Origin of the sequence: Streptococcus catagoni (assembly GCF_011421425.1) — a bacterium.
Classification (GTDB): domain Bacteria; phylum Bacillota; class Bacilli; order Lactobacillales; family Streptococcaceae; genus Streptococcus; species Streptococcus catagoni.
In genome coordinates, this window is sequence record NZ_WPCW01000001.1 from 423,335 (window position 1) to 444,813 (window position 21,479).

The window sequence follows — 21,479 nt, forward strand, 5'->3', positions numbered from 1 at the left end:
TTTTTCATGATTTTATCCATTTTTAACCTCTTCAAAATAAGTGTCGGGTTTGTTAGGATCAAAGATTTCATTACAAGTCATCACTGTAACAAGGTTTTCTGTTTCAGAAAGATTTATAATATTGTGAGTCCAACCTGGAACCATGTAAATAGCTTCTATTTTATCACCACTCACTTCAAACTCTACAATTTCACCTGTCACAATATTTCTTTCTTGAATGAGACCATGACCACTAACCACAATGAATTGTTCCCACTTACTACTGTGCCAATGTTGTCCTTTTGTTACACCAGGTTTACTAATATTGATACTAATTTGACCACAATCCTCAGTATGCATGAGTTCAGTAAATGAACCACGCTGATCACTATTCATTCTTAGAGGATAAATGAACTTGTCTGTAGGAAGGTAAGTTAAATATAAAGAAAACAATTTCTTAGCAAAAGATCCATCAGGTATTTTGGGCATCATAAGATTAATGGGCTGTTCTTTGAATTCTTGTAATAAATCAACAATTTGCCCAAGAGTCACGTGATGTGTGGTTGGAATAAAAGCATATTTCCCTTCAGGATCCTCAACAGGTTCCACCCCATTGTAATGACAATGAATTTCTTTATTTTCAAGAAGATCTAACATACCCTCAACTAAATCGTCTATGTACAATAATTCAAGTTGAGCCTTCCTATCATTTACTGTAAACTCTAAATCGTTGGCAATAGCATGACAAAAAGTAGATACGGCAGAATTATAATTAGGTTTAGAGTGCCCCATTAGATTTGGAAAACGATAAACGAAAACTTTAACCGTTTCACTTTCTGCATAATCAAAGAATAATTTTTCTCCGGCTAGTTTACTTCTACCGTATTCCCCTTCTGCATAGCGCCCTTCTAATGTTGCTTGAATGGAGGACGACAACATGATAGGTGCTTTATTTTGATGCTTTTTCAGAGTATCTAATAAAAGACTAGCAAAACCAAAGTTTCCAGCCATAAAGGCTTCTTCATTTTGCGGTCTATTAACACCAGCTAGATTAAACACATAATCAGCCTTCTCACAATAATATTCCAAGTCTTCTTGACTAGAATGAAGATCATATTCATATATATCGTCGATTTGAATATTAGGACGTGTCTGATTTTTATTGTCTCGAATATTTTTAAATTGGTTGACTAAGGCTGTGCCAACCATTCCTTTTGAACCAGTTACTAAAATTTTCATACTAAATTCTCCAACTATTCTTTACGCCAGACCATTTTATTGACGACATTAGTATAAGACTGAATAATTTTAACTACTTTGTCTGAAACATTTTCATCCATATAATCAGGTACTGGAATGCCTAGATGATTATTTTTATTCATTTCAACAGCAACATCTACAGCTTGCAGTAGGCCTTTTTCATCAATTCCAGATAGAATAAAATCGCCCTTATCTAAGGCCTCTGGACGCTCTGTACTAGTTCGAATACAAACAGCAGGTATTGGTTTTCCAATAGAACTAAAGAAGCTTGCTTCTTCGGGTAATGTGCCTGAATCTGATACAACAGCAAAAGCATTCATTTGCAGGTTGTTATAATCATGGAAACCTAAAGGATCATGTTGAATAACTCTACGGTCTAATTCAAAGCCAGTTGAAAGAATCTTGTTTTTACTTCTAGGATGACAAGAATAGAGAATAGGCATATCATATTTTTCTGCCATTTTATTAACGGCATTGAACAAACTGAGAAAGTTTTTATCAGTATCAATATTTTCTTCACGATGTGCTGATAATAAAATATAGTTCCTTTTTTTCAGCTGTAGACGTTGGTGGATATCAGAGCCTTCAATCTTAGGTAGATTGGCCCTTAGCACTTCGGCCATAGGAGAACCTGTAACATAGGTGCGCTCTTTAGGTAGGCCTGTATCAGCAAGATATTTCCTAGCATGCTCTGAATAGGCCATATTAACATCAGAAATAATGTCCACAATTCTACGATTGGTTTCTTCAGGTAGACACTCGTCCTTACTCCTGTTTCCTGCTTCCATATGGAAGATTGGAATATGAAGCCTTTTGGCACTTATAACTGATAAACAAGAATTAGTATCCCCTAGTACCAAGACAGCATCTGGCTCTATTGTAGCCATTAATTCATAACTCTCAGATATGATGTTACCCATTGTTGAACCCAAGTGATTTCCAACAGTATTTAGATAAACTTCTGGTTCAGCTAAGTCTAAATCATGAAAGAAGACACCATTAAGGTTATAATCATAGTTTTGACCGGTATGCGCTAAGATGACATCGAAATAGCAACGGGCTTTTTTGATAACTTCTGACAATCTAATGATTTCTGGACGTGTTCCGACAATGATTAATAACTTTAACTTACCATTATCTTTCCATTGTACATTTTGATATTTACTCATAATTCACCGATATTTCTATTAATCTTCTAAAAGTCTATTTTGAATATATGATAAGGCTGCAATTTTTGCTTTAGTTTCTTCAACCGACAATAGTTCTGTATTGTTACTATTAAATTCAATTAATGTATTTCGTTCTATATCACCTTTATCGAAGTATTTATCATAATTGAGACTCCGCTGATCCCTAGGAACTCTATAAAAATCACCTAAATCCATTGCATTTGCACATTCTTCGTTAGTCAGTAGGGTCTCATACATTTTTTCTCCGTGTCTTACACCAATGACTTGAATAGCATTCTTATCTCCACCAAATAATTCACAGACTGCTTCTGCTTGCGTTTGAATTGTACAAGCAGGAGCCTTCTGGACAAGAATATCACCAGCTTCTCCATTTTCAAAAGCAAATAATACAAGATCTACAGCTTCTTCCAAGCTCATTATAAATCTTGTCATTGTCCCATCAGTAATCGTAAGAGAGTTTCCTTCCTTTATTTGATCTATCCAAAGCGGAATTACAGATCCCCTAGAACACATAACATTCCCGTAACGAGTACAACATATCTTTGTAGTCTCAGTAGTTCGACTTTTAGCAACAACAACTTTCTCCATCATCGCTTTTGAAGTTCCCATTGCATTAACAGGATAAGCTGCTTTGTCTGTGGACAAACAAATAACGCTTTCCACACCTTCTTCAATTGCAGCGGTCAAAACATTCTCAGTTCCGAATACATTTGTTTTGACTGCTTCCATTGGAAAGAATTCACATGAGGGTACTTGCTTTAAAGCAGCTGCATGAAAAATATAATCAACACCATGAATAGCATTTTTGATAGATTGAATATCTCTAACATCACCAATGTAGAATTTAATCTTATGCGCAACATAGGGAAGCTTAGCCTGAAATTTATGACGCATGTCATCTTGCTTTTTTTCATCACGAGAAAAAATACGAATTTCTTTAATATCTGTTTCTAAAAAACGATTGAGAACTGCATTACCAAAAGAACCCGTACCACCGGTGATTAGAAGTGTTTTATCTGTAAATAATGTCATTATATCTTTTCCTCCAAAATATCAGCAATTCGTTTAGAGGCTGTTCCATCACCATAAGGATTTGAAGCTTGGCTCATTTCCTTATAAATTAATTGATTAGTCAAAAGATTACGAAACTCATTGTAAATGCGCTCTTCCTCAGTGCCAACGAGCTTTAATGTCCCAGCTTTAACTCCTTCTGGTCTTTCAGTCGTATCTCTCATTACTAAGACAGGCTTACCTAGGCTAGGAGCCTCTTCTTGAATTCCTCCAGAATCTGTTAAAATCAAATAACTAGCATTAAGAAAATTATGAAAATCTATAACTTCTAAAGGATCAATTAATCTAATTCGATCAACATCTTTAAAAATTTGATTTGCTACTTCTCTAACTTTAGGATTATAATGAATTGGATAAATAACTTTTGTATCCGGAAATTCATCAATAACTCGTCTAATAGCTCTAAACATATTCTCCATAGACTGTCCCAAATTTTCACGTCTATGAGCAGTAATCAAAATCAATTTACTATCAGACGCCCATTCTAACTGTTCGTGATAATAATTATTACTTACAGTTGTTTGTAAGGCATCAATAGCTGTATTTCCTGTAACAAAAATACTTTCTTCTGCCTTTCCCTCATTGAGTAAGTTTAATTTTGCCGTTTCTGTTGGAGCAAAATTAAATTTACTAATGATACTGACTGCTTGACGATTAAATTCCTCTGGAAAAGGTGAATAAATATCATACGTTCTGAGACCAGCTTCAACATGTCCAACAAGTATCTGAGAATAAAAAGCGGACAAAGCCGTTGCAAAGGTTGTAGAAGTATCCCCATGCACAAGAACGATATCTGGTTTTTCTTTTTCCAGTATTTTTTTAATTTTAATCATAATATTGCTAGTAACATCGTATAAAGTTTGATTTTCTTTCATAATGGACAAATCATAATCCGGAACAACAGAAAATACAGATAAAACTTGATCTAACATTTGACGATGCTGACCGGTCACACATACTTTAACATCAAAACAAATTCGTTTTTTTAGCTCATTAACTAAAGGACACATTTTAATGGCTTCAGGACGCGTTCCAAAGACAAGCATAATTTTTTTCATTTTATTCCACCATTCTTTCGATAATAATCGATAAAAACATAATACCTTATTATGAATAACAAAAATTCCGATAAACTACAATTAATAGCAAGGCTAACTAAATTAAATTTATCAGTTATAATCAGAATAAAAACTCCGATAATTTGAACAATTGCAGCTAATATCGTAGAAATAGTTGTTGCTTTTACTTTACCTATCACACCCAACGCTGGCCAACCATACAACATAGAATAAAAACTAAAAAATATAACTGGTGTTAGATATTCTAAAATTTTAGCTGAACTGGAATAGTTGTTCCCCCCTAAAATTATAAAAATTTTTTCACCAAATATAAAAATTATTATGATACCGAATATTATTGGTAGTGTAATTCGATTACGAACCTTGTTTAACAAACTAATACTTTTTTCTCTCACCATAAATGGATAAATACTATTAGTAATTGGTGTGTACATGGCTTTAATGATTGAAACTACTTGCATAGCCAAACTCCAAAACGCAATATCTGTTTTATCCAAATTAACTCCAACTATAATTGTAGTTAAAGCTCCAAAAAAAGTTGTTGCAAAGTTTGAAATAAAATATATACTGGATCTTTTTAAATCGTCTAACCATCTATGAATATTTGAGATTTGAACAGAAATTATGAATTTTTTCAGAAATAATAAAGAAATGATTACAGATAAAATATTACCTATCATTTCAAATATTGGAATAAATAATATATTATTATCACTCTTTACTAAGAATAATGTCAAACAGACAGTAACTGCTTTAGCAATAGAGAAAGGAATTACTATATATTTCATATCCTCAATACCTTGATAAAAGAAATCTGGTAAAAATACCGTAATTAGGCATGAAATGATAAATAATATAGTAAACAATTTATTAGAGTCTAGAATTGGAATTATAGGTATAATGATAGCCGATAATAGAACAATTAAAAATGCTAATAATATTTTTTCAATAAAGGTATCGCCAATTATTTTAGAAATTTCATTCATTTCAAAACTATTATTAATATCTAATTTTGAAATCCTTTTTGTAGAATATAGTAAAAATCCAAAATCTAAAAATAGTAAAACATATGAAGCATAAGCTTTAACATATGCAACCAGTCCATAATTTTCAACTGATAAAACTCTTGTTAAATAAGGTAAGGTTGCTAAAGGTACAATCATTTTAACTATAGTAAAAAGATATAGATAAAATGCATTTTGTAATATTTTATTTTTCATTTATTAACAGATTATTATCTAATACTTTCCAGTGTTCTTTTGTTTTGGTATAAAGTTCTTCCGAAATATTAATAGGAATATTTTGGAACATTTGTAACTTAGAAGCTATTTCAGAAGCTTCTACATCATAAAGATTCAAACATCGTTCTGCTTCTGAAATTTTATGATAATATCTAAAAGACTTTCCAGGATGTTCTGCTACACATACAACACTTTTGTTAAACATAGATGCTATAACTCCCACATGAAGCTTTGTAGTCAATACCATATCTACTTTTGTTAATAACTTAGTAAACATAAAAGGGTCATCATATATAAAATGAGAGACATCAAAATCAAGTTGTTTTTTAAAATTCTCAAATAATTCAACTTCTTTTTGTAAAATAGAATCTGCTGAAACAATTAGCTCATAATCAGGATTTTCTTTTTTAAATTGATTTACAGCAATTGCAAATTTATCCCTAGCTTCAACAGAATGATTGTAGTGTACTAGAAGATATTTCTTTTTACTATCAAATTTTAAATTCAGATTAGTTTTTGCTAATACTTCTGAGAAATTATAAGCAAGCATCATATCAAAATAGTTACCATTTGTTTGGACACCAATAGTTTCTAAAGCTTCTAAGGACTCTTTATCTCTAACACTAATCGCCTGAGCTTTTCCCCCAATTAATTTAATTGAATTTTTCATCAAAAAACTTTTAATAGGGCCTGCTCCAATTCCTATAATAATAATATCTTTAGACAAACATACTGCTTTTAAACCAACTATCATAAACCTATAAAATTGCATCAAGTTTTCTTTAAATTTTGCTTTATGTCCTTCTCCAAAATATCCACCAGGAATATAAATAAGTTTATCTGCATTTCTTATTTTGCTATTATTGTCAATATTCTCTAATGTTATATATTTTTTAAAATATGCAGAAGGGTTATAAAAGTAAACATCATACTCTTTAAAATTTTCTAGAATATGATGATATATAAAATAACCATAAAGAAAATCACCATAATTTGAGGAGCCCAAGTCAGTTGCGCCATGAAGTATAATTCTTTTATTCATATATTTTTCTCCTTGAATTTAAAACATAATTAACAATAAGGAAGGGTAAAAATCCAATTAATATCAAGGGCCTAGTTATTTCAAAAATACCAAGGCGCACACTAGAAATTAATACAAAAAATAGGGTAAAATATATTTCAGTTCTTTTATAAAGCAATGGTGCCAAAAACTTTGAAGAAATCATTGCAAATATACACGTCGCAATAACACCACCCCAAAAACCAAAATTCCAATAAAAATCTCCAAGTAAACTTGACCCTGTTGGTATTCCAATGTATTTATTTATAACATAAGTACTCGTAGCAGAATCAAATGTTTCTCTTAATAAACCACCAACTGGGAGAACCGAAGGTAGTGACTTTAAAAATGTTTTACCTAATTCATATTTAAAGACCGAGGGAACAAATGTAACAATAGAAGTAACCGAATAAAGTGTTAATCCCGTCTCAGCAAAAGTCTCAGCTAAAAGATTTTTAAAAAAAGTCATTTTTATTAAACTTTCAATAAAAGCTTTAGGAACTGAATATAATGTCATCCTATATTCTCTAATAATGTAGATTAAGTCTAAAAACACTAACCCAGTAAAGATAACTTTTAAATTAGTCTTTATCCGCTCACCTGACATTCTTTTTTTCCATTGATAGAATAGTACTATAACTAAAATTGTAAAAATTTGGGTTTTCCTACTACCGCTTAAAATCATATAAATTACATTAAATAGCAAGGTGAAATAAAACAAGAACTTACCTTTTCTTTTTATTTTCTCTTCAGCATTTAAAACCAAAAACAAACCAGGTACGGTAAGCTGAGCAAACGTTGCTATTAAACCATTGAGAGATATACTACTATAACCTGTATAACTTCCTATAGACTGAGTAGCTGTAATTACCTTAGATGACAAATATAAAGTAGAAAAGAAACCTAAAATATATAAAAATATTCCAACCGTTTTCTTTATACTATTGTCAATTTTAAAACTATAATTGTATGAAGTTTTAGAATGAATTTTTTTTGAGTCATAGGTTAATATATATATGAAAGAAAAAAAGGTTAAACATACTAAGGCATAATAACATGATTTGAATAAGTTAATCCTAGTAAAGTAAGTCCCTGGTTGCCATAATAAAGTTGTGTTCATATTAAAGACTTCAAAGAAAACATAGCCAAACATAAAACAATTGGATAAAATATAAAACCAAAAACCAAAATCAAATATTGATACCTTTTTTATAATAAAGAAAGAAGTCAAAGCAATAGTGATTGAAATTACAATCCAAGGAAAAAGTAAATCTTCATAAGGATGGCTATTAATAAAGTCTGTAGTTAACGTATTAGACCATATAAAGAGTGAAACGAAATAAAATAAGTAACACAAAAATACAACATAGTCTCTAATTGATACTTTTATTGTCATTTAATTAATAAATTTCCTTTCTAGATTTAAATATAGATTTTCAAGTTCTAGAGCCTGCAATTTAATATCGTAAATTGTTCCTTCTAAATATTTTATATTCAATCTAGTATCCATATTTTTAGAAAGTGAAAGTATTTCATTTGACCAAAACTTTGGCCCAAATTTCAAGTCAATATATCTAACTAATTTAGTAATATTTACTTCCTGTGTAATAGTATCTGATGATAGACTCTTCAATCCTGATGCTTGAGCTTCAATTAAAGAAACCGGTAAGCCTTCATAAAAAGAAGGCAAAACAAATAAATCAAAAGCCATTAAAAGTTCTGAAACATCATTTCTGGCTCCTAAAAAAATAATATTATTCAAATCGTATTCTCTAACAAGAGATTTTAGTTCTTTTTCTAATTCACCTTTACCAACAATAATTAACTTTATATTCGGATTATTCTTCAATAATAAAAATGTTTCAATCAAAAACTTCTGATTCTTTTGTTCAGAAAGTCTAGCGACATTTCCCACTAAAAATGTCTCGTCTGAAATTCCTAAATTTTGACGACACTTCATACGAATTTTTTCATTAAATAAAAAATCATCTGAATCAATTGCATTGTGAATAACTTGAAAATATCCATTTTTATATGAATTTTTACCATATAGCCAATTACCCGCATCAATACCACAGGACCACCTAACATTTGATAACAGTTTGGAAAATAAGGTAACAAATTGTCGCTTGATCTTCATAAAATTCTTTTCTTTTTCAAAAGCCATGTGACTATGAATAATTCTTACTTTTATACCAAAGATAAATGCAAAAATTAAACCAAGAATTGATTTATAGCCATGAGTATGAACTATATCATAATTTCCTTCTTTGAATATTTTTATCATTTCTTGTAAGTGCTCAATTTTATGATCTCTAAATAAAGAAACATGGAAAATTTTAGCTCCCAATTCTTCAAAATCCCTTTCAAGTATACCGATATCACTACCGGGAACTACAATATCAAATTCAAAATCTTTTCTATTCATATGTTTGTAGTAATTTAACAAAAAACGTTCAACTCCACCACCATCTAACGAAGTGTATATATGTAATATTTTCATTCTATTTCTTATTCCTTAAAACATTATCTAATTCATTGACTACTTTACTATGTTCTAATGACACCTTTTCCATAAATCTATTACAATTTTTAATCAAAGTTTTTCGATCAATATTTTTAATATACCTAAATAAAGCATCTTTTTCGTTATCTGATTTCAATTCAAGTGTGTAACCAAAACCAAATTGATGAGAAATCTCCTCCATATAAGTACCTTTACAAACAAGAATTGGTTTATATAGCGAAGCTGAATAATACAACTTATTTGACAACGCATAATCCAATAATGGTGTATCATTCCCATATAGATTCATAATTAAATCAGTATTGTTGTAATATTCTAAAGTCATATTTTGTGGAAATGTTCCAATGAAGCTGACATTCAAAATGTTTTCCTTTACACAATAGTCTCTTAACTTTTCTGAACCTGTTCCAAAAAATTGCAACAAAAATCTATCATCATTAGCAAAGAAATTTATTATTTTATAATTTTGATCAAAAAATCTAATTAAACCTATATAACTAATGACTACTCTTTCAAATTTTTCATTATTTTTAAGTTGCTTATATTGTTCGTCAATTACAGGAGGTAAATTATGAACAATATGATAATTTGATTTTGGAAGAAATTTTTCAAAACCCTCAGAAGAAATAATATTCATTTTGGAGCTCTTTACCAGAAGATATTCTATCCAACGAACGAATGGCATGTACTCATAACTATAATCTCTAACATCATAGATAAATTTCTTTTTAAAATGTTTTAATAATATATCAGCAATTAATAGGTTAACAATTTGATGAAAACCAATAATATAATCATACTTATTCTCACATATTTTCTTTTTTATTATGTGGCGAAATTTAATATAATTTACGAATTTTTTTAACTTCGTTTTTCCTTTTGGATTATATCTTATATAATTATTTTTGTTGATATTTTCACTATTAGTTTTATCCCAATAAACAATATCGTAATCAATATTATTTTTTTTTAGTATTGATATATATAAATCTTTATATGGAACCAAATACAAATTATCTGCCGATAAAAGTAATATTTTCAACGATTAACTCCCTTTTAAAATAAAATTTTTTATATTATTTTCAGTAATACCTTTATATTATCCTAATTATAGGAATACTAAACCAGATTTCTATTTAAAGAATATCACAATTTTTTACGGAATATATTATCCAAATTGCTTTTCAATTAGTATATTTATTTATAAAGTTATCGATAATAGACATTAACATTTTCTTTTTAAAATTTTGTTCAAAATATGTTCTAGAATTATTGCTTAACTGTTCAAAATCAAATTTTTCAATATTAATGATTGCATTTACCAATCCTTCTACATTCCCATTTTCTACGCAAATACCACTTTTGGATTCATTAACAATCTTTTCCACTTCACCTTTAGCAGCTGCTAGAATTGGCATCCCACACGCCATATAACTTTGTAATTTTGCTGGTATTGTTTTATTGAAAAGATCATTATTCGCAAAGGAGATATAAGCTACTTGACAAGTTGCAAGTATATCAGGAATTTTTTCAGGTTCTTGCTTTGGAATAAAGATAAAGTTCCTGGTAACATTTTTTTCTAGAATTTCTTTTTCCAGTTCTTTTTTATATCTTCCTTCTCCGACAATAACAAACTTATATTTTTCATTCTGTAATTTTTCAGCTACTAGAGGTAGAACATCTAATCCCTGTGCGTAACCTATATTTCCAGTGAAGGCTATTCTAAAAGTATTTTTATCTAATTTTTTTTCTCGTGGTAAATAGAAATCCTCTGCATATTGTGGCCAAAAATGAACCTTTTCTTTATCAACTGGAACTTTCCGATTGACAATAGAGTCAACAAAACTAGGACTTGTTGTAAAAATTTCATCATAAGTTTTATATATATAGTCAACCATTTTATCTACTAAAGAAAGAATATGATTATTTTTAATTCCCGCAACTATTTCCAAATTTTCCGGCCACAAATCTTGAACGTATAAAAAATTAGGAATTTTTGTTTTCTTAGAAAACCAACTTCCTAGTAGAGCTTGGGTCATGGGAGAAACTTCGAAACTAAATATTAAATCTGGTTTTAGTTTAGAAAATTTCGACCAAAAAAAACCTGAAATAACAAAAGAGAGATAATTAAGCATTAGCATTCCAGAGTTTTTCCCACGAGGAATTATTGGCAATCGGATAATTTCAATACCATTCCAAGTCTCTTTTTTATTTTTAACAATACTATAGCCTTTATAAAATGTTCCCTCAGGATAATTAGGGATACCAGTAATAACTGTAACTTTATATCCATTCTTTATCCAAGATTTACAAATATCATTTATTCTAAATTGTTCAGGATAAAAATACTGTGATATCACTAAAATATGCTTTTTCTTCACTAGTTATCTTCCTCTGTCACCATAATTGATTCTTCAAAATCAAAAAATCTATATTCAAACCCATAATCGCTCATTGACTTTTCATAGACTAAATTGCCAAACATTTTTTTTACGTTGTCACTAAAAAAGAGGCTCTTAATTAAGGGATTAAAAATCTTTGTTCTGACTGGATTTTTACCATGACTGTTAGCTATCTGATACATCAAATCACTGGTACAAACATAGTTTTCATTTTGTGGGAAAAATACTCCATCAAGTTTTCTATCAATTACTTGTTTAAGAAACTCGCATAAATTCCCAATATATAACATACTTCTCTTATTTTGGTAGTCTGGAATTATTGGTAAAGACCGAGATAATTTGGAAAGTCTTGGGTAGTTTCCCTTTGAGGCTTTGCCATAGATCATAGGTGGTCTTACTATCGCTACTTTAAATTTTGAATCTGCTAGTTGATTAAGTTTCTTTTCTGCTTGCCATTTACTATCGCCATAAAAGTCGCTTGGTTTCGGAACAGTATCCTTAGTTATAACCCTATCTGCTTTAGTGCTATCCCCATAAATAATAATACTGCTCATGAAAATAAACTGATTCGCCCCTTCTTCTTTTGCTTTTTTTGCTACTGTTTCAGTTAGTTCGGTGTTGACTTTGTAATACAGGTCTTTCTGACTTGGATCTTTTGAAAAATGTGCAATCCCTGCCACATGGAAAATGCTGTCATAGGAGCTGAAGTCATACTTTTTCCACTCCGGATTAAGCATATCTAAGGTATCCACTTGGTAGTCTTGATCTGATCTTGATAACCAATTTTCTAAAGATTCACCAATGTATGAATGAGCACCCGTTATCAATACTTTTTTCACTTCTTGTCTTCCTTTCCTTGGCCTGTGCCGCCTTCAACGACACCTTCTCTTTTTAAAACGCTAATAAAGGTGCCAAAAAAGCACTTGACGTCAAAGAGGAAGCTCATTTTTTTCAGATAATAGCCGTCTAATTGTGCTTTGACATCTATAGGCAACTCATCACGGCCATTTATCTGAGCCCAGCCTGTTAGGCCTGGTTTGATGTCATTTGCCTCATATTGATCACGCTCAGCTATTAAATCAAATTGATTCCATAAAGCCGGTCTGGGTCCAATGATTGCCATCTCCCCTTTAAAAATGTTAAAGAGTTGTGGAAGTTCATCAAGACTTGTTTTTCTTAAAAAGCCTCCCACCTTTGTAATCCTTAATTTAGGATCTACAAGCATATGTGTTGGCATATCAGCTGGGGTATCCGCATACATACTTCTGAACTTATAGATCATGAAGTGTTTTTTATTTTGCCCTATGCGCTTTTGCTTAAATAAAACCGGTCCTTTTGAATCAATCTTGATAGCTATTGCGATAAAAAGTAAAAGGGGACTCAAAATAATAATGGCCAAGCCTGATATGATAATAGCTAAGAGACGTTTGATGATAGGATACATTTTCACTCCTGTTTAGCGTATTGAATTAAGGTTTCTTTTAGGTCTTCTTCAGATAATTGATCTAAACGATTAACAATGCTTTCTACTTCAGTCAGCGGTTTTGAGCTTACCCGGCCCACAAATATTTTTTCATGAATTTGGTCACTAACTCTCTCACTCGTTGACAGAAGTTCTTCATATAATTTTTCACCGGGCCTTATGCCTGTTTCAATAATCTTGATTTCTTCTTCAGAGTGACCACTTAGTTTAATCATCTTCTGGGCAAGGTCTAATATTTTGACAGGTTCTCCCATGTCTAAAACAAAAACTTCCCCACCCTTAGCTAGGTAGCCAGCTTGAATAACTAAGCGACTTGCTTCAGGAATGGTCATAAAATAACGTGTCATTCTAAAGTCAGTTACTGTAATTGGACCACCCTTTTTGATTTGCTCTTTGAAGAGTGGAACCACACTGCCCCGACTACCCAGAACATTACCAAAGCGAACTGCTGCAAACTGTGTCTTGCCGATTTCATTTAGGCCTGTCACAATCATCTCAGCAAAACGTTTGGTAGCCCCCATAACATTTGGAGGATTGACAGCTTTGTCAGTTGAAACCATGATAAACTTTGGAATACCAGCTGCTTTTGCAGCTTCGGCAACGTTTTTCGTTCCAAAGATATTGTTTTTTATAGCTTCTCGTGGATTATGCTCCATAAGAGGAACATGCTTATGGGCAGCAGCATGATAAACTATATCGGGCTTATAATCTGCCATGATTTTAAAAATCAGATCTCTATCCCGAATATCAGCAATTACTGGGACAATTTGAATGCTATTTTTATATTTATTGCCTAATTCTTTATTAATTAAATAGATGGAATTTTCCCCATGACCCAGGAGCAGAATCCTTTTAGGTTTGAAATTCGCCACCTGACGACAGATTTCCGACCCGATTGAACCGCCTGCGCCAGTAACTAAAACTGTTTTATCCTTAAAAAAGTAAGACAGTTGGGACTGGTCCAAATGAACCTCTTTTCTCCCCAATAAATCGGCAATATCAATTTCTTTAAATTTATTAAAGGAAACTTTTCCCATAACAATATTTTCAATACTAGGCATATTGTTAACAGGAACATTGGCTTCACGACAAATATCTAGAATGCTTTCTCTTCCTTCACCAGATAGACTAGGAATGGCAATCGTCACTTGATCCACTTCATAATCAACTACAATTCGAGGAATAGCATACTTATTACCAAGTACTTTAACGCCATGAAGATAGGTACCATATTTATTCAAATCGGCATCCACTAAACCAACAATCTCAATATCTTTTGCTTTGCTGAGAACAGTCTGAATAAAGGTACTACCGCCTTCTCCAGCTCCCACAACTAAGATTCTTTTTTTCTTAACCTGATTTTTCCTTCTTTCAAGAGGATTTAGCTCATGCCAGGCCCTCCAAGACATCCTTGGGAAAATCACCAAAAAGGTACTAAAAAGGTAAGTTAGGAAAATAAAGCGTCTACTAAAACTAGTCAAAAAGATGAGGTTTGCCAAATAGGCCATTAAGAAAGAAAAGAAGAGATTGCTAGTAATTTTGAATAAAATCTTATAATCTGTAAAACGATTGATAATTGAAAATATTCTTGTATAGATTCCTAAAATACTATAAATAAAAATAGCTACTGAAAGTGTCACCAAAACTTCAGAATCAGATAAATGTTGACTGTAAGCCATCAAAAAATGATCGGCTGATAGATGCGCAATACTGATCATCAAGACATCTAAGAAATACAAAATGATTCTTTTTTGGCTTCTTTTCATTCGGTCTATTTTCTCCTTCTAGACTTCTTTTTAACTTTCTTACTGCTTTTATGTGTTTGTCCATAGTTTCCATAGGATCCGTAAGATCCATAGACCCCATAAGAATCAATGGTATCTTCTACCTTATTTAAGATAACTCCTAAAAATTGAGCTCCACTTTGTTCCATTTGCTCTTTGGCTTTTTGGACAAAGCGTTTTTTAATAGCTCCTGCTTCTGTCACAAGGATTGTAGCGTCAGCTTTTTGAGCAACTATGGCCGAGTCAATGACCAAACCAATAGGTGGCGTATCAATAATAACGTAATCAAATAACTCTTTCACAGTATCTATCATGAAGTTGAAATTGTTATTTTGAAGTAGGGTGGTTGGATTAGGTGGAACCTGTCCAGCAGGGATGATCATCAGATGGTCAATATCTGTATTTGAAATAACAGTTGATAACTCAGCATTGCCAGAAAGATAACTTGATAAGCCTTCAAATCTTTCATTTGATTTAAAGGTTCCAGACATGACGGAATTACGAATATCGGCATCTATAAGCAAAGTCTTAAAGCCAGCTTTTGCAAAAGAAATGGCCAGACTTATAGAAGAGGTTGATTTCCCTTCTCCAGGCTGTACAGAAGTTAGGACAATGGCCTTATAATCACGACCACTAAACTGAATATTTGTACGGATGGAGTTATAGTATTCTTCTGCTTGTGAGTACAAGTCTTTCTTTGATTTAACTAATTCTAAATAAGCCATTTTTTACCTCTTACATCTTATTTGTATTTGGAACGATGCCTAGTAGTGTCATACCAAGTATTTCTTCAACATCTTCGGGACGTTTGACACGATCATCCAGTACTTCCTTAACGATTATCAAGATAATGGTAAGTAGAGCTCCCAGTAGAATACCAATCAAAGTATTGCGTTGGATATTTGGTGACGAGGGTTTTGTTGGTACTTGAGCTTTTTCAAGCGGGGTAACATCTTCAACCTTGGTAACTGATTTGATTTTCTCAGAAGCCACTTCGCGAATAGCATTGGCTAATCTTTTAGCCTGCTGGGGATCATGATTTGTAACAGCAATAGAAATCACCCGTGTATCTGCTGGGATAGTAACGTTAATCATCTTGCTCAGTTCTTCTGGTGTAGAAGTTAAACCATCGTTAGCAATGACATCTTTCATTACATCACGAGAAGTAATGATTTCCTTATAGTCATTAACCAAGTAACCTCCAGCCTGCAAATCAAGAGCTGTTAAATTGTCAGACTGTTGCCGGTTGATAACATAGATTCTAGTTGAGGCCGTGTAAGACGGTTTAATCAGGAAGACACTTGCAAGTAAGGCTATCGTCCCAAAGAAGAGGGCCATGAAAAGAATCAAAAACTTTTTACTCCAAAGTTTCTTCAAAAGGCTCAATACATCAATTTCTATTGATGAATTTTCAGTGTTATTCATAATATCTCCTATAAATAATCATTATTTATTAATGTTTGTGGATTGGTTTCAAACAGAGCTCTAGCACGTTTTAATCCGTAATTTTTCTTGATTAGTTTTTTCGCCTCTCTCATATATGGGGGGCGCTTTTTCAGGTTATGCATGTCACTAGCTACGCAATGAACCAAATCCTCATCTAAGAAATACTTTGCTCGTTTTTTATAAATTTTTAACTTATCCCCTATGAGCTTTGCTTTAAGAACATGCGAGCTGTTAATCTGAGTGTAACACCCCATATTAATTAGTTCAGTAACACGTTTTTTATTGTATTCCAAAGCATCATAGCGTTCAATATGTGCAACAATTGGGGTGACTCCTAGCATCAGTACTTTTGTCAGAGCAGAATGAATGGTCTTCCAGGGAGTAGCTCCTGAAAATTCGATCAAAGCATAGCGGGTATCATTCATTCTTGGCACACGTTTTTGATCTAATTTTTCTAGGATATCGCTGGTATAATACAATTCTCCCCCATACAAAATGTTAAGGCCTTCAAATCGTTTTTCTGCTTCTCTTTTAACCTGTGAAAATTTATTGTAAATATCATCTTCTGGTGTTTCAAACATCCCTTTGCGACGATGCGAAGTTGAAACGATGGTTCTAACACCTTGACGATAACTTTCTTCTATTAAAGCCAAACTTTCTTCAATTGTCAGCGGACCATCATCCACATCAAAAACGATGTGGGAATGGATATCAATCATTAATTACCCTCCATTGTTGCTTTTATTTTTTCTTTTGCTTGATTAAGACTCTCATCATCAAGCTTATACATATATAGTTTTGAATCTGGCATTGCATAAGACGGCAATTCACCAGTTGACCCTGTCCCTTGGACATCTTGGGATTCTGTAGTGAATTTTTGCTTACTTTCTAAATGAGCATTGGCTAAGGTCATCATTTGACTTAAGCTCATATTTGTTTGTACAGAATTTTGCAGTCCTGTAGCTATAGCTGAAAACTGTGAAAGCGATTTAACCTTACTTAGTTTATTTACAATGGCAGCAACCACCTTTTCCTGGTTCTTACCACGGTCATTATCTCCACCCTCAAGACTCTTTCTTTCTCTAACAAAACGCAAAGCTTGCTCGGAGTTTAAAGAAATGTGACCAGCTGGAAAGTCATATCCACCAACAGTAAAGGCCTGATCATTTTCAACTTCAATTCCTCCTAAGAGATCAATTAAGGTTAAAAAAGAGGTGAAATTGATTCTGGCATAATTATTAATGTCAATATCATACAGATTAGCCAAAGTCTTCATAGAAGTCTCAACGCCATAGATACCAGCATGGGTTAATTTATCATACTGATCACCACCTTGATCAGGAATCTTGACATAGGAATCCCTAGGTGTGGTTGTTAAAAGTATCTTATGAGTGTTCATATTAACGGTCATAAGAATATTAACATCTGATCTAGAAACAGTTGAAATCGGTCCATAGGTATCAATACCACTGATGTATACATTGTAAACTCCAGATTTAGCCGAGTTAGCTTCCTTCTTAGTATGGATTTCTTTTTTGATGGTATATTTATAAATAGTTTTAACCTTAGACTCATAATCATTGCCATTTTGTTCTAAGAGTGATTTATAAGCACTATTCATAACCATAGCTTTAGAGAAGCCATTTAACAAATTATCATAGGCCTTCTGATAAGAAGCTACCTCTGTCGTTTTAAGTTGGATTTTTTTATCAGATTTAATCTTTTTTAAAAGTTCATCAATGTTTGACTGATCACTTTTAACCGGAGCTTCCAGACTATCCAGTTGAGAAAGCTGGGAAACCGTGCTAGCTTTAGGCACCAAAACTGACATTTCTATTTCAGAAAATGAGGCAGTCTTGTTCAATTCTCCTGTTAGATCAATAGTTGACTTAAAAACTAAGAGTATGATAGCCAAAATAAGATTGCTAAGGATTAATCCAATCATGGTAAAGATTTTTGCTTTTTTTCTGAAAATGAGAACTAAAGACAGAAAAAAAAGAAACACTAGGACAATTCCTAAACCTATGTTTAGGTGACGAAAAGCTAAAAAGTTATAACTAAACATCATAAATCCAATAAAAATGGATAATATTGTATAGAGTGTTAATAGGGCTAAGTTAATAATGGTAAAAGTACTACTTCCCTCGCTTTTACTACGTTTTTTACTTCTTGACTTTGATGTCATAATCTTGTCTCCAAATCCTTATAAATACATAAAAATATAGGATAATTATAGCACCATCAAGATTAAATTGCAATTTCAGCTAATTTAATTTTATTGTAATTGTTATAGAATTATTAGATAACTTTTTATTTGATGAGATTGCAATAAAAAAATGTAAAATTCAAAAATAATTATAAATGCTTATTTTAAAAGCCTGGAGGCATTTTTAAGACTTTACCTTGAAACTTTCTTTTAATTAGGATAGACTATTTTTATGAGATTACAACAATTACATTACATTATCAAAATTGTCGAATGCGGCTCCATGAATGAAGCTTCAAAGCAATTATTCATCACTCAGCCTAGTCTATCAAATGCTGTCAAAGACCTGGAGCATGAAATGGGCATTAGCATTTTCAATCGCAATCCTAAAGGTATTACCTTAACAAAAGATGGCGTTGAATTTCTATCCTATGCTAGACAAATCATTGAACAAACCTCTCTTTTGGAAGATCGTTATAAAAACCATAATTCTAATAGAGAACTTTTTAGTGTCTCCTCTCAGCATTATGCCTTTGTCGTCAATGCCTTTGTTAGTCTCCTTAAAGAAACGGATATGAGGCAGTATGAACTTTTCCTAAGAGAAACAAGGACCTGGGAAATCATTGATGATGTTAAAAATTTCCGATCAGAAATTGGTGTTCTATTTCTCAATGATTATAATCGTGATATTTTATCTAAACTCTTTGATGACAACCATCTACTGCCGACCGTCCTTTTCCAAACCCACCCCCATATCTTTGTCAGTAAAACCCACCCACTAGCAAATAAGAGTAAGCTAAAAACCTCTGATCTCTTGGACTTTCCCTACCTCAGTTATGATCAAGGCTTTCATAACTCCTTTTACTTCTCTGAAGAAATGATGTCTCAAATGCCCCATGAGAAGTCCATAGTTGTTAGTGATCGTGCTACCTTATTTAATCTGATGATTGGCCTTAATGGTTACACTGTAACCAGTGGTGTCTTGAACAATCACCTAAATGGTGACCAAATCCTAGCTATACCACTTGATGTTCCAGATAAGATTGATATTATCTATATCAAACACGAAAAAGCTAATCTTTCAAAAATGGGAGAAAAATTCATAGACTACCTTATCAAGGAAGTACCTTTTGATCCCCAAAAATAAAGAGCTCTTAGAAGGCTATGAATCCTATAAGAACGCTTATTGCTCCCTAAAGAAAGTATCAAAAAAGTAATAAAAAATAGCGAAGAAAATTCTCTTTTCTTCGCTATTTTTTATATCTGAAACCCCGCCTCAATCAGTGCATTAACCTGATCGAAATAAAAGGGGTCTCTTTGGTAGCTTACTCCTGTAAAAACTGCCAAATCAATAATTTTTTCCAGAAATTCCTGGGATGAAAAGTCAGTCGTCCGATGCAACTCTTCTTCATCAAAGGCCTTGATCAAGTGTGCTAAAGGGTTTCGAACTGATTTTTCAAATTTTCTCAGTGTAGTAATGGTTTCTTTAATGTCATCTACTAAGGTAGAAGCTCTTAAAAGTTCAACTAGACTACTTGTTGTGACATTACGGCTTTGCTTTCTGGAAAGAAAACGATCAAAGATGGGATTTCCTGCCTCTTTCATCTGTTCAAAATTCCAAGTATCATACTGATCATTTTTTGAATCAAAAATATAGCTGTCAAAGCTTGGAATTTCTTTTCTCAGCAGACGCAGAAATAGTCGATAGAGAATCGGTGAGACCGATCTGACAAAGTCAATAATCTCTCCATTTTTAACCTTAACTTCCAAATCCAGTAGATAATTGGCAATCTGTTCTTCTTCTACGCCACTATTCATCTCTAAAGACATAGCAGTTTGCGCTTCAATGGCTTGATTTTCCTTTTGATGTTGGTATAAAAAATCAAGATTTAATTCCCGTCTTTCTTTCAAAAGTTCAATCAAATAAAGAGAAGTTGGGGAAAAACCAGGTATGGTCTTAGCAATCTTTAAAGCATGATTATAAGCATAGACATCCAACAGTATATCTACTGTCTTTTCAAGCTCAGTCATAAGCAATTAGAGTTTCTAGTCCAACTTGCATCATATCAGTAAAGGTTGTTTGACGTTCTTCTGCACTAGTGTCTTCAGTAGGATCATTAAGATTATCTGATATTGTCATGATACCAAGTGCCTTAACCTTATACTGTGCTGCTAAATAATAAAGAGCTGCTGCTTCCATTTCAATAGCCTTAACACCTAATTTACCTAGGGCCATATTACGCTCTGACATGTTGGAATAAAAAACGTCTGTAGATAAAACATTACCAACGTGAGTAGTCATTCCCAAATTCTTAGCAATATGATAGGCCTTATCAAGAAGTCCAAAATCAGCAATTTGTGGGAAATCAAATTCTGGAAAATCATTCCTAATAATATTTGAATTAGTTGCTGCTGCTTGTGCTAAAACCAATTCCCTCACATGAACATCAGGATCAATAGCACCCGCAGTACCCACGCGGATTAAGGTTTTAACTCCATAATCAACAATCAATTCACGAGCATAAATAGAAATAGAAGGCATACCCATACCAGTTCCCATTACAGAAACTCGGTGTCCTTTGTAAGTACCTGTATAGCCTAGCATCCCACGAATTTCATTGAAACATACAGCATCTTCCAGAAAATTCTCAGCAATAAATTTAGCACGCAAGGGATCCCCTGGCAATAAAATCTTATCAGCAATCTCACCAGATTGAGCAGAAATATGAATAGACATAGTTTAAGATATAA

Annotated in this window: 20 protein-coding genes; 1 reads left to right on the forward strand and 19 read right to left on the reverse strand. The window is 32.4% G+C overall.

Translation table 11 applies throughout. From position 1 onward, the window contains the following. Positions 1-12: 12 nt before the first annotated feature. The 17 genes from HBN42_RS02045 to cpsA form a co-directional block, all read right to left on the reverse strand. On the reverse strand, positions 13-1,218 hold the full coding sequence (locus HBN42_RS02045) for a polysaccharide biosynthesis C-terminal domain-containing protein (RefSeq protein WP_165993228.1): 1,206 nt from the start codon (positions 1,216-1,218) through the stop codon (positions 13-15). 14 nt (positions 1,219-1,232) lie between these two features. Then, a complete protein-coding gene (wecB, locus tag HBN42_RS02050; RefSeq protein WP_165993230.1) occupies positions 1,233-2,408 on the reverse strand; it encodes a non-hydrolyzing UDP-N-acetylglucosamine 2-epimerase in 1,176 nt (391 codons plus the stop codon). Between the two features lie 18 nt (positions 2,409-2,426). Continuing rightward, positions 2,427-3,461 carry a polysaccharide biosynthesis protein gene (locus tag HBN42_RS02055; protein WP_165993232.1) on the reverse strand — a complete coding sequence of 345 codons (1,035 nt, stop codon included), beginning with the start codon at positions 3,459-3,461 and terminating at the stop codon, positions 2,427-2,429. Beyond that, complete coding sequence (gene wecB / locus HBN42_RS02060; protein ID WP_165993234.1) at positions 3,461-4,558, reverse strand: non-hydrolyzing UDP-N-acetylglucosamine 2-epimerase; 1,098 nt, start codon at positions 4,556-4,558, stop codon at positions 3,461-3,463. The genes HBN42_RS02055 and wecB (HBN42_RS02060) overlap by 1 nt, the downstream gene beginning before the upstream one ends. Next, positions 4,555-5,799, reverse strand: coding sequence for an oligosaccharide flippase family protein (locus tag HBN42_RS02065; protein ID WP_165993236.1), 1,245 nt, complete (start codon positions 5,797-5,799; stop codon positions 4,555-4,557). Before HBN42_RS02065 ends, wecB (HBN42_RS02060) begins: the two co-directional genes overlap by 4 nt. Further along, a complete protein-coding gene (locus tag HBN42_RS02070) occupies positions 5,789-6,862 on the reverse strand; it encodes a polysaccharide pyruvyl transferase family protein (RefSeq protein WP_165993238.1) in 1,074 nt (357 codons plus the stop codon). Before HBN42_RS02070 ends, HBN42_RS02065 begins: the two co-directional genes overlap by 11 nt. Then, positions 6,855-8,276 (reverse strand): O-antigen polymerase, encoded by a 1,422-nt coding sequence (locus HBN42_RS02075; protein WP_165993240.1) that lies wholly within the window; start codon positions 8,274-8,276, stop codon positions 6,855-6,857. Before HBN42_RS02075 ends, HBN42_RS02070 begins: the two co-directional genes overlap by 8 nt. Then, positions 8,277-9,383 (reverse strand): glycosyltransferase family 1 protein, encoded by a 1,107-nt coding sequence (locus HBN42_RS02080; protein ID WP_165993242.1) that lies wholly within the window; start codon positions 9,381-9,383, stop codon positions 8,277-8,279. A gap of 1 nt (position 9,384) precedes the next feature. Continuing rightward, the gene (locus HBN42_RS02085; protein ID WP_165993245.1) at positions 9,385-10,449 is read right to left on the reverse strand and encodes a glycosyltransferase family 4 protein; all 1,065 of its coding nucleotides are present in this window, start codon (positions 10,447-10,449) and stop codon (positions 9,385-9,387) included. A gap of 142 nt (positions 10,450-10,591) precedes the next feature. Continuing rightward, positions 10,592-11,788 (reverse strand): glycosyltransferase family 4 protein, encoded by a 1,197-nt coding sequence (locus HBN42_RS02090; RefSeq protein ID WP_165993246.1) that lies wholly within the window; start codon positions 11,786-11,788, stop codon positions 10,592-10,594. Then, positions 11,788-12,648: an NAD-dependent epimerase/dehydratase family protein gene (locus tag HBN42_RS02095; protein ID WP_165993248.1), complete on the reverse strand. Its 861-nt coding sequence runs from the start codon at positions 12,646-12,648 to the stop codon at positions 11,788-11,790. Before HBN42_RS02095 ends, HBN42_RS02090 begins: the two co-directional genes overlap by 1 nt. Continuing rightward, complete coding sequence (locus HBN42_RS02100; RefSeq protein ID WP_165993250.1) at positions 12,645-13,253, reverse strand: sugar transferase; 609 nt, start codon at positions 13,251-13,253, stop codon at positions 12,645-12,647. The genes HBN42_RS02095 and HBN42_RS02100 overlap by 4 nt, the downstream gene beginning before the upstream one ends. A gap of 2 nt (positions 13,254-13,255) precedes the next feature. Then, positions 13,256-15,058, reverse strand: coding sequence for a polysaccharide biosynthesis protein (locus HBN42_RS02105; protein ID WP_165993252.1), 1,803 nt, complete (start codon positions 15,056-15,058; stop codon positions 13,256-13,258). A gap of 5 nt (positions 15,059-15,063) precedes the next feature. Beyond that, the gene (locus HBN42_RS02110; protein WP_165993254.1) at positions 15,064-15,801 is read right to left on the reverse strand and encodes a tyrosine-protein kinase; all 738 of its coding nucleotides are present in this window, start codon (positions 15,799-15,801) and stop codon (positions 15,064-15,066) included. A 10-nt stretch (positions 15,802-15,811) separates the two neighbouring features. Continuing rightward, positions 15,812-16,501, reverse strand: a complete 690-nt coding sequence (locus HBN42_RS02115; protein WP_165993256.1) for a Wzz/FepE/Etk N-terminal domain-containing protein — start codon at positions 16,499-16,501, stop codon at positions 15,812-15,814. Positions 16,502-16,509: 8 nt separating this feature from the next. Continuing rightward, complete coding sequence (cps4B, locus tag HBN42_RS02120) at positions 16,510-17,241, reverse strand: capsular polysaccharide biosynthesis protein Cps4B (protein ID WP_165993258.1); 732 nt, start codon at positions 17,239-17,241, stop codon at positions 16,510-16,512. Continuing rightward, positions 17,241-18,707, reverse strand: a complete 1,467-nt coding sequence (cpsA, locus tag HBN42_RS02125) for an LCP family glycopolymer transferase CpsA (protein WP_165993260.1) — start codon at positions 18,705-18,707, stop codon at positions 17,241-17,243. Before cpsA ends, cps4B begins: the two co-directional genes overlap by 1 nt. A 253-nt stretch (positions 18,708-18,960) precedes the next feature. On the opposite strand from cpsA, the gene HBN42_RS02130 reads away from it, so the two are divergent. Then, entirely contained in the window at positions 18,961-19,875 is a 915-nt protein-coding gene (locus HBN42_RS02130; protein WP_165993263.1) for a LysR family transcriptional regulator, read from the forward strand. Positions 19,876-19,985: 110 nt separating this feature from the next. Here HBN42_RS02130 and HBN42_RS02135 read toward each other — a convergent pair whose 3' ends face one another. Continuing rightward, entirely contained in the window at positions 19,986-20,759 is a 774-nt protein-coding gene (locus HBN42_RS02135; protein ID WP_165993265.1) for a LytR family transcriptional regulator, read from the reverse strand. After that, a complete protein-coding gene (deoD, locus tag HBN42_RS02140) occupies positions 20,752-21,465 on the reverse strand; it encodes a purine-nucleoside phosphorylase (protein WP_165993267.1) in 714 nt (237 codons plus the stop codon). Before deoD ends, HBN42_RS02135 begins: the two co-directional genes overlap by 8 nt. Positions 21,466-21,479: the final 14 nt, after the last annotated feature.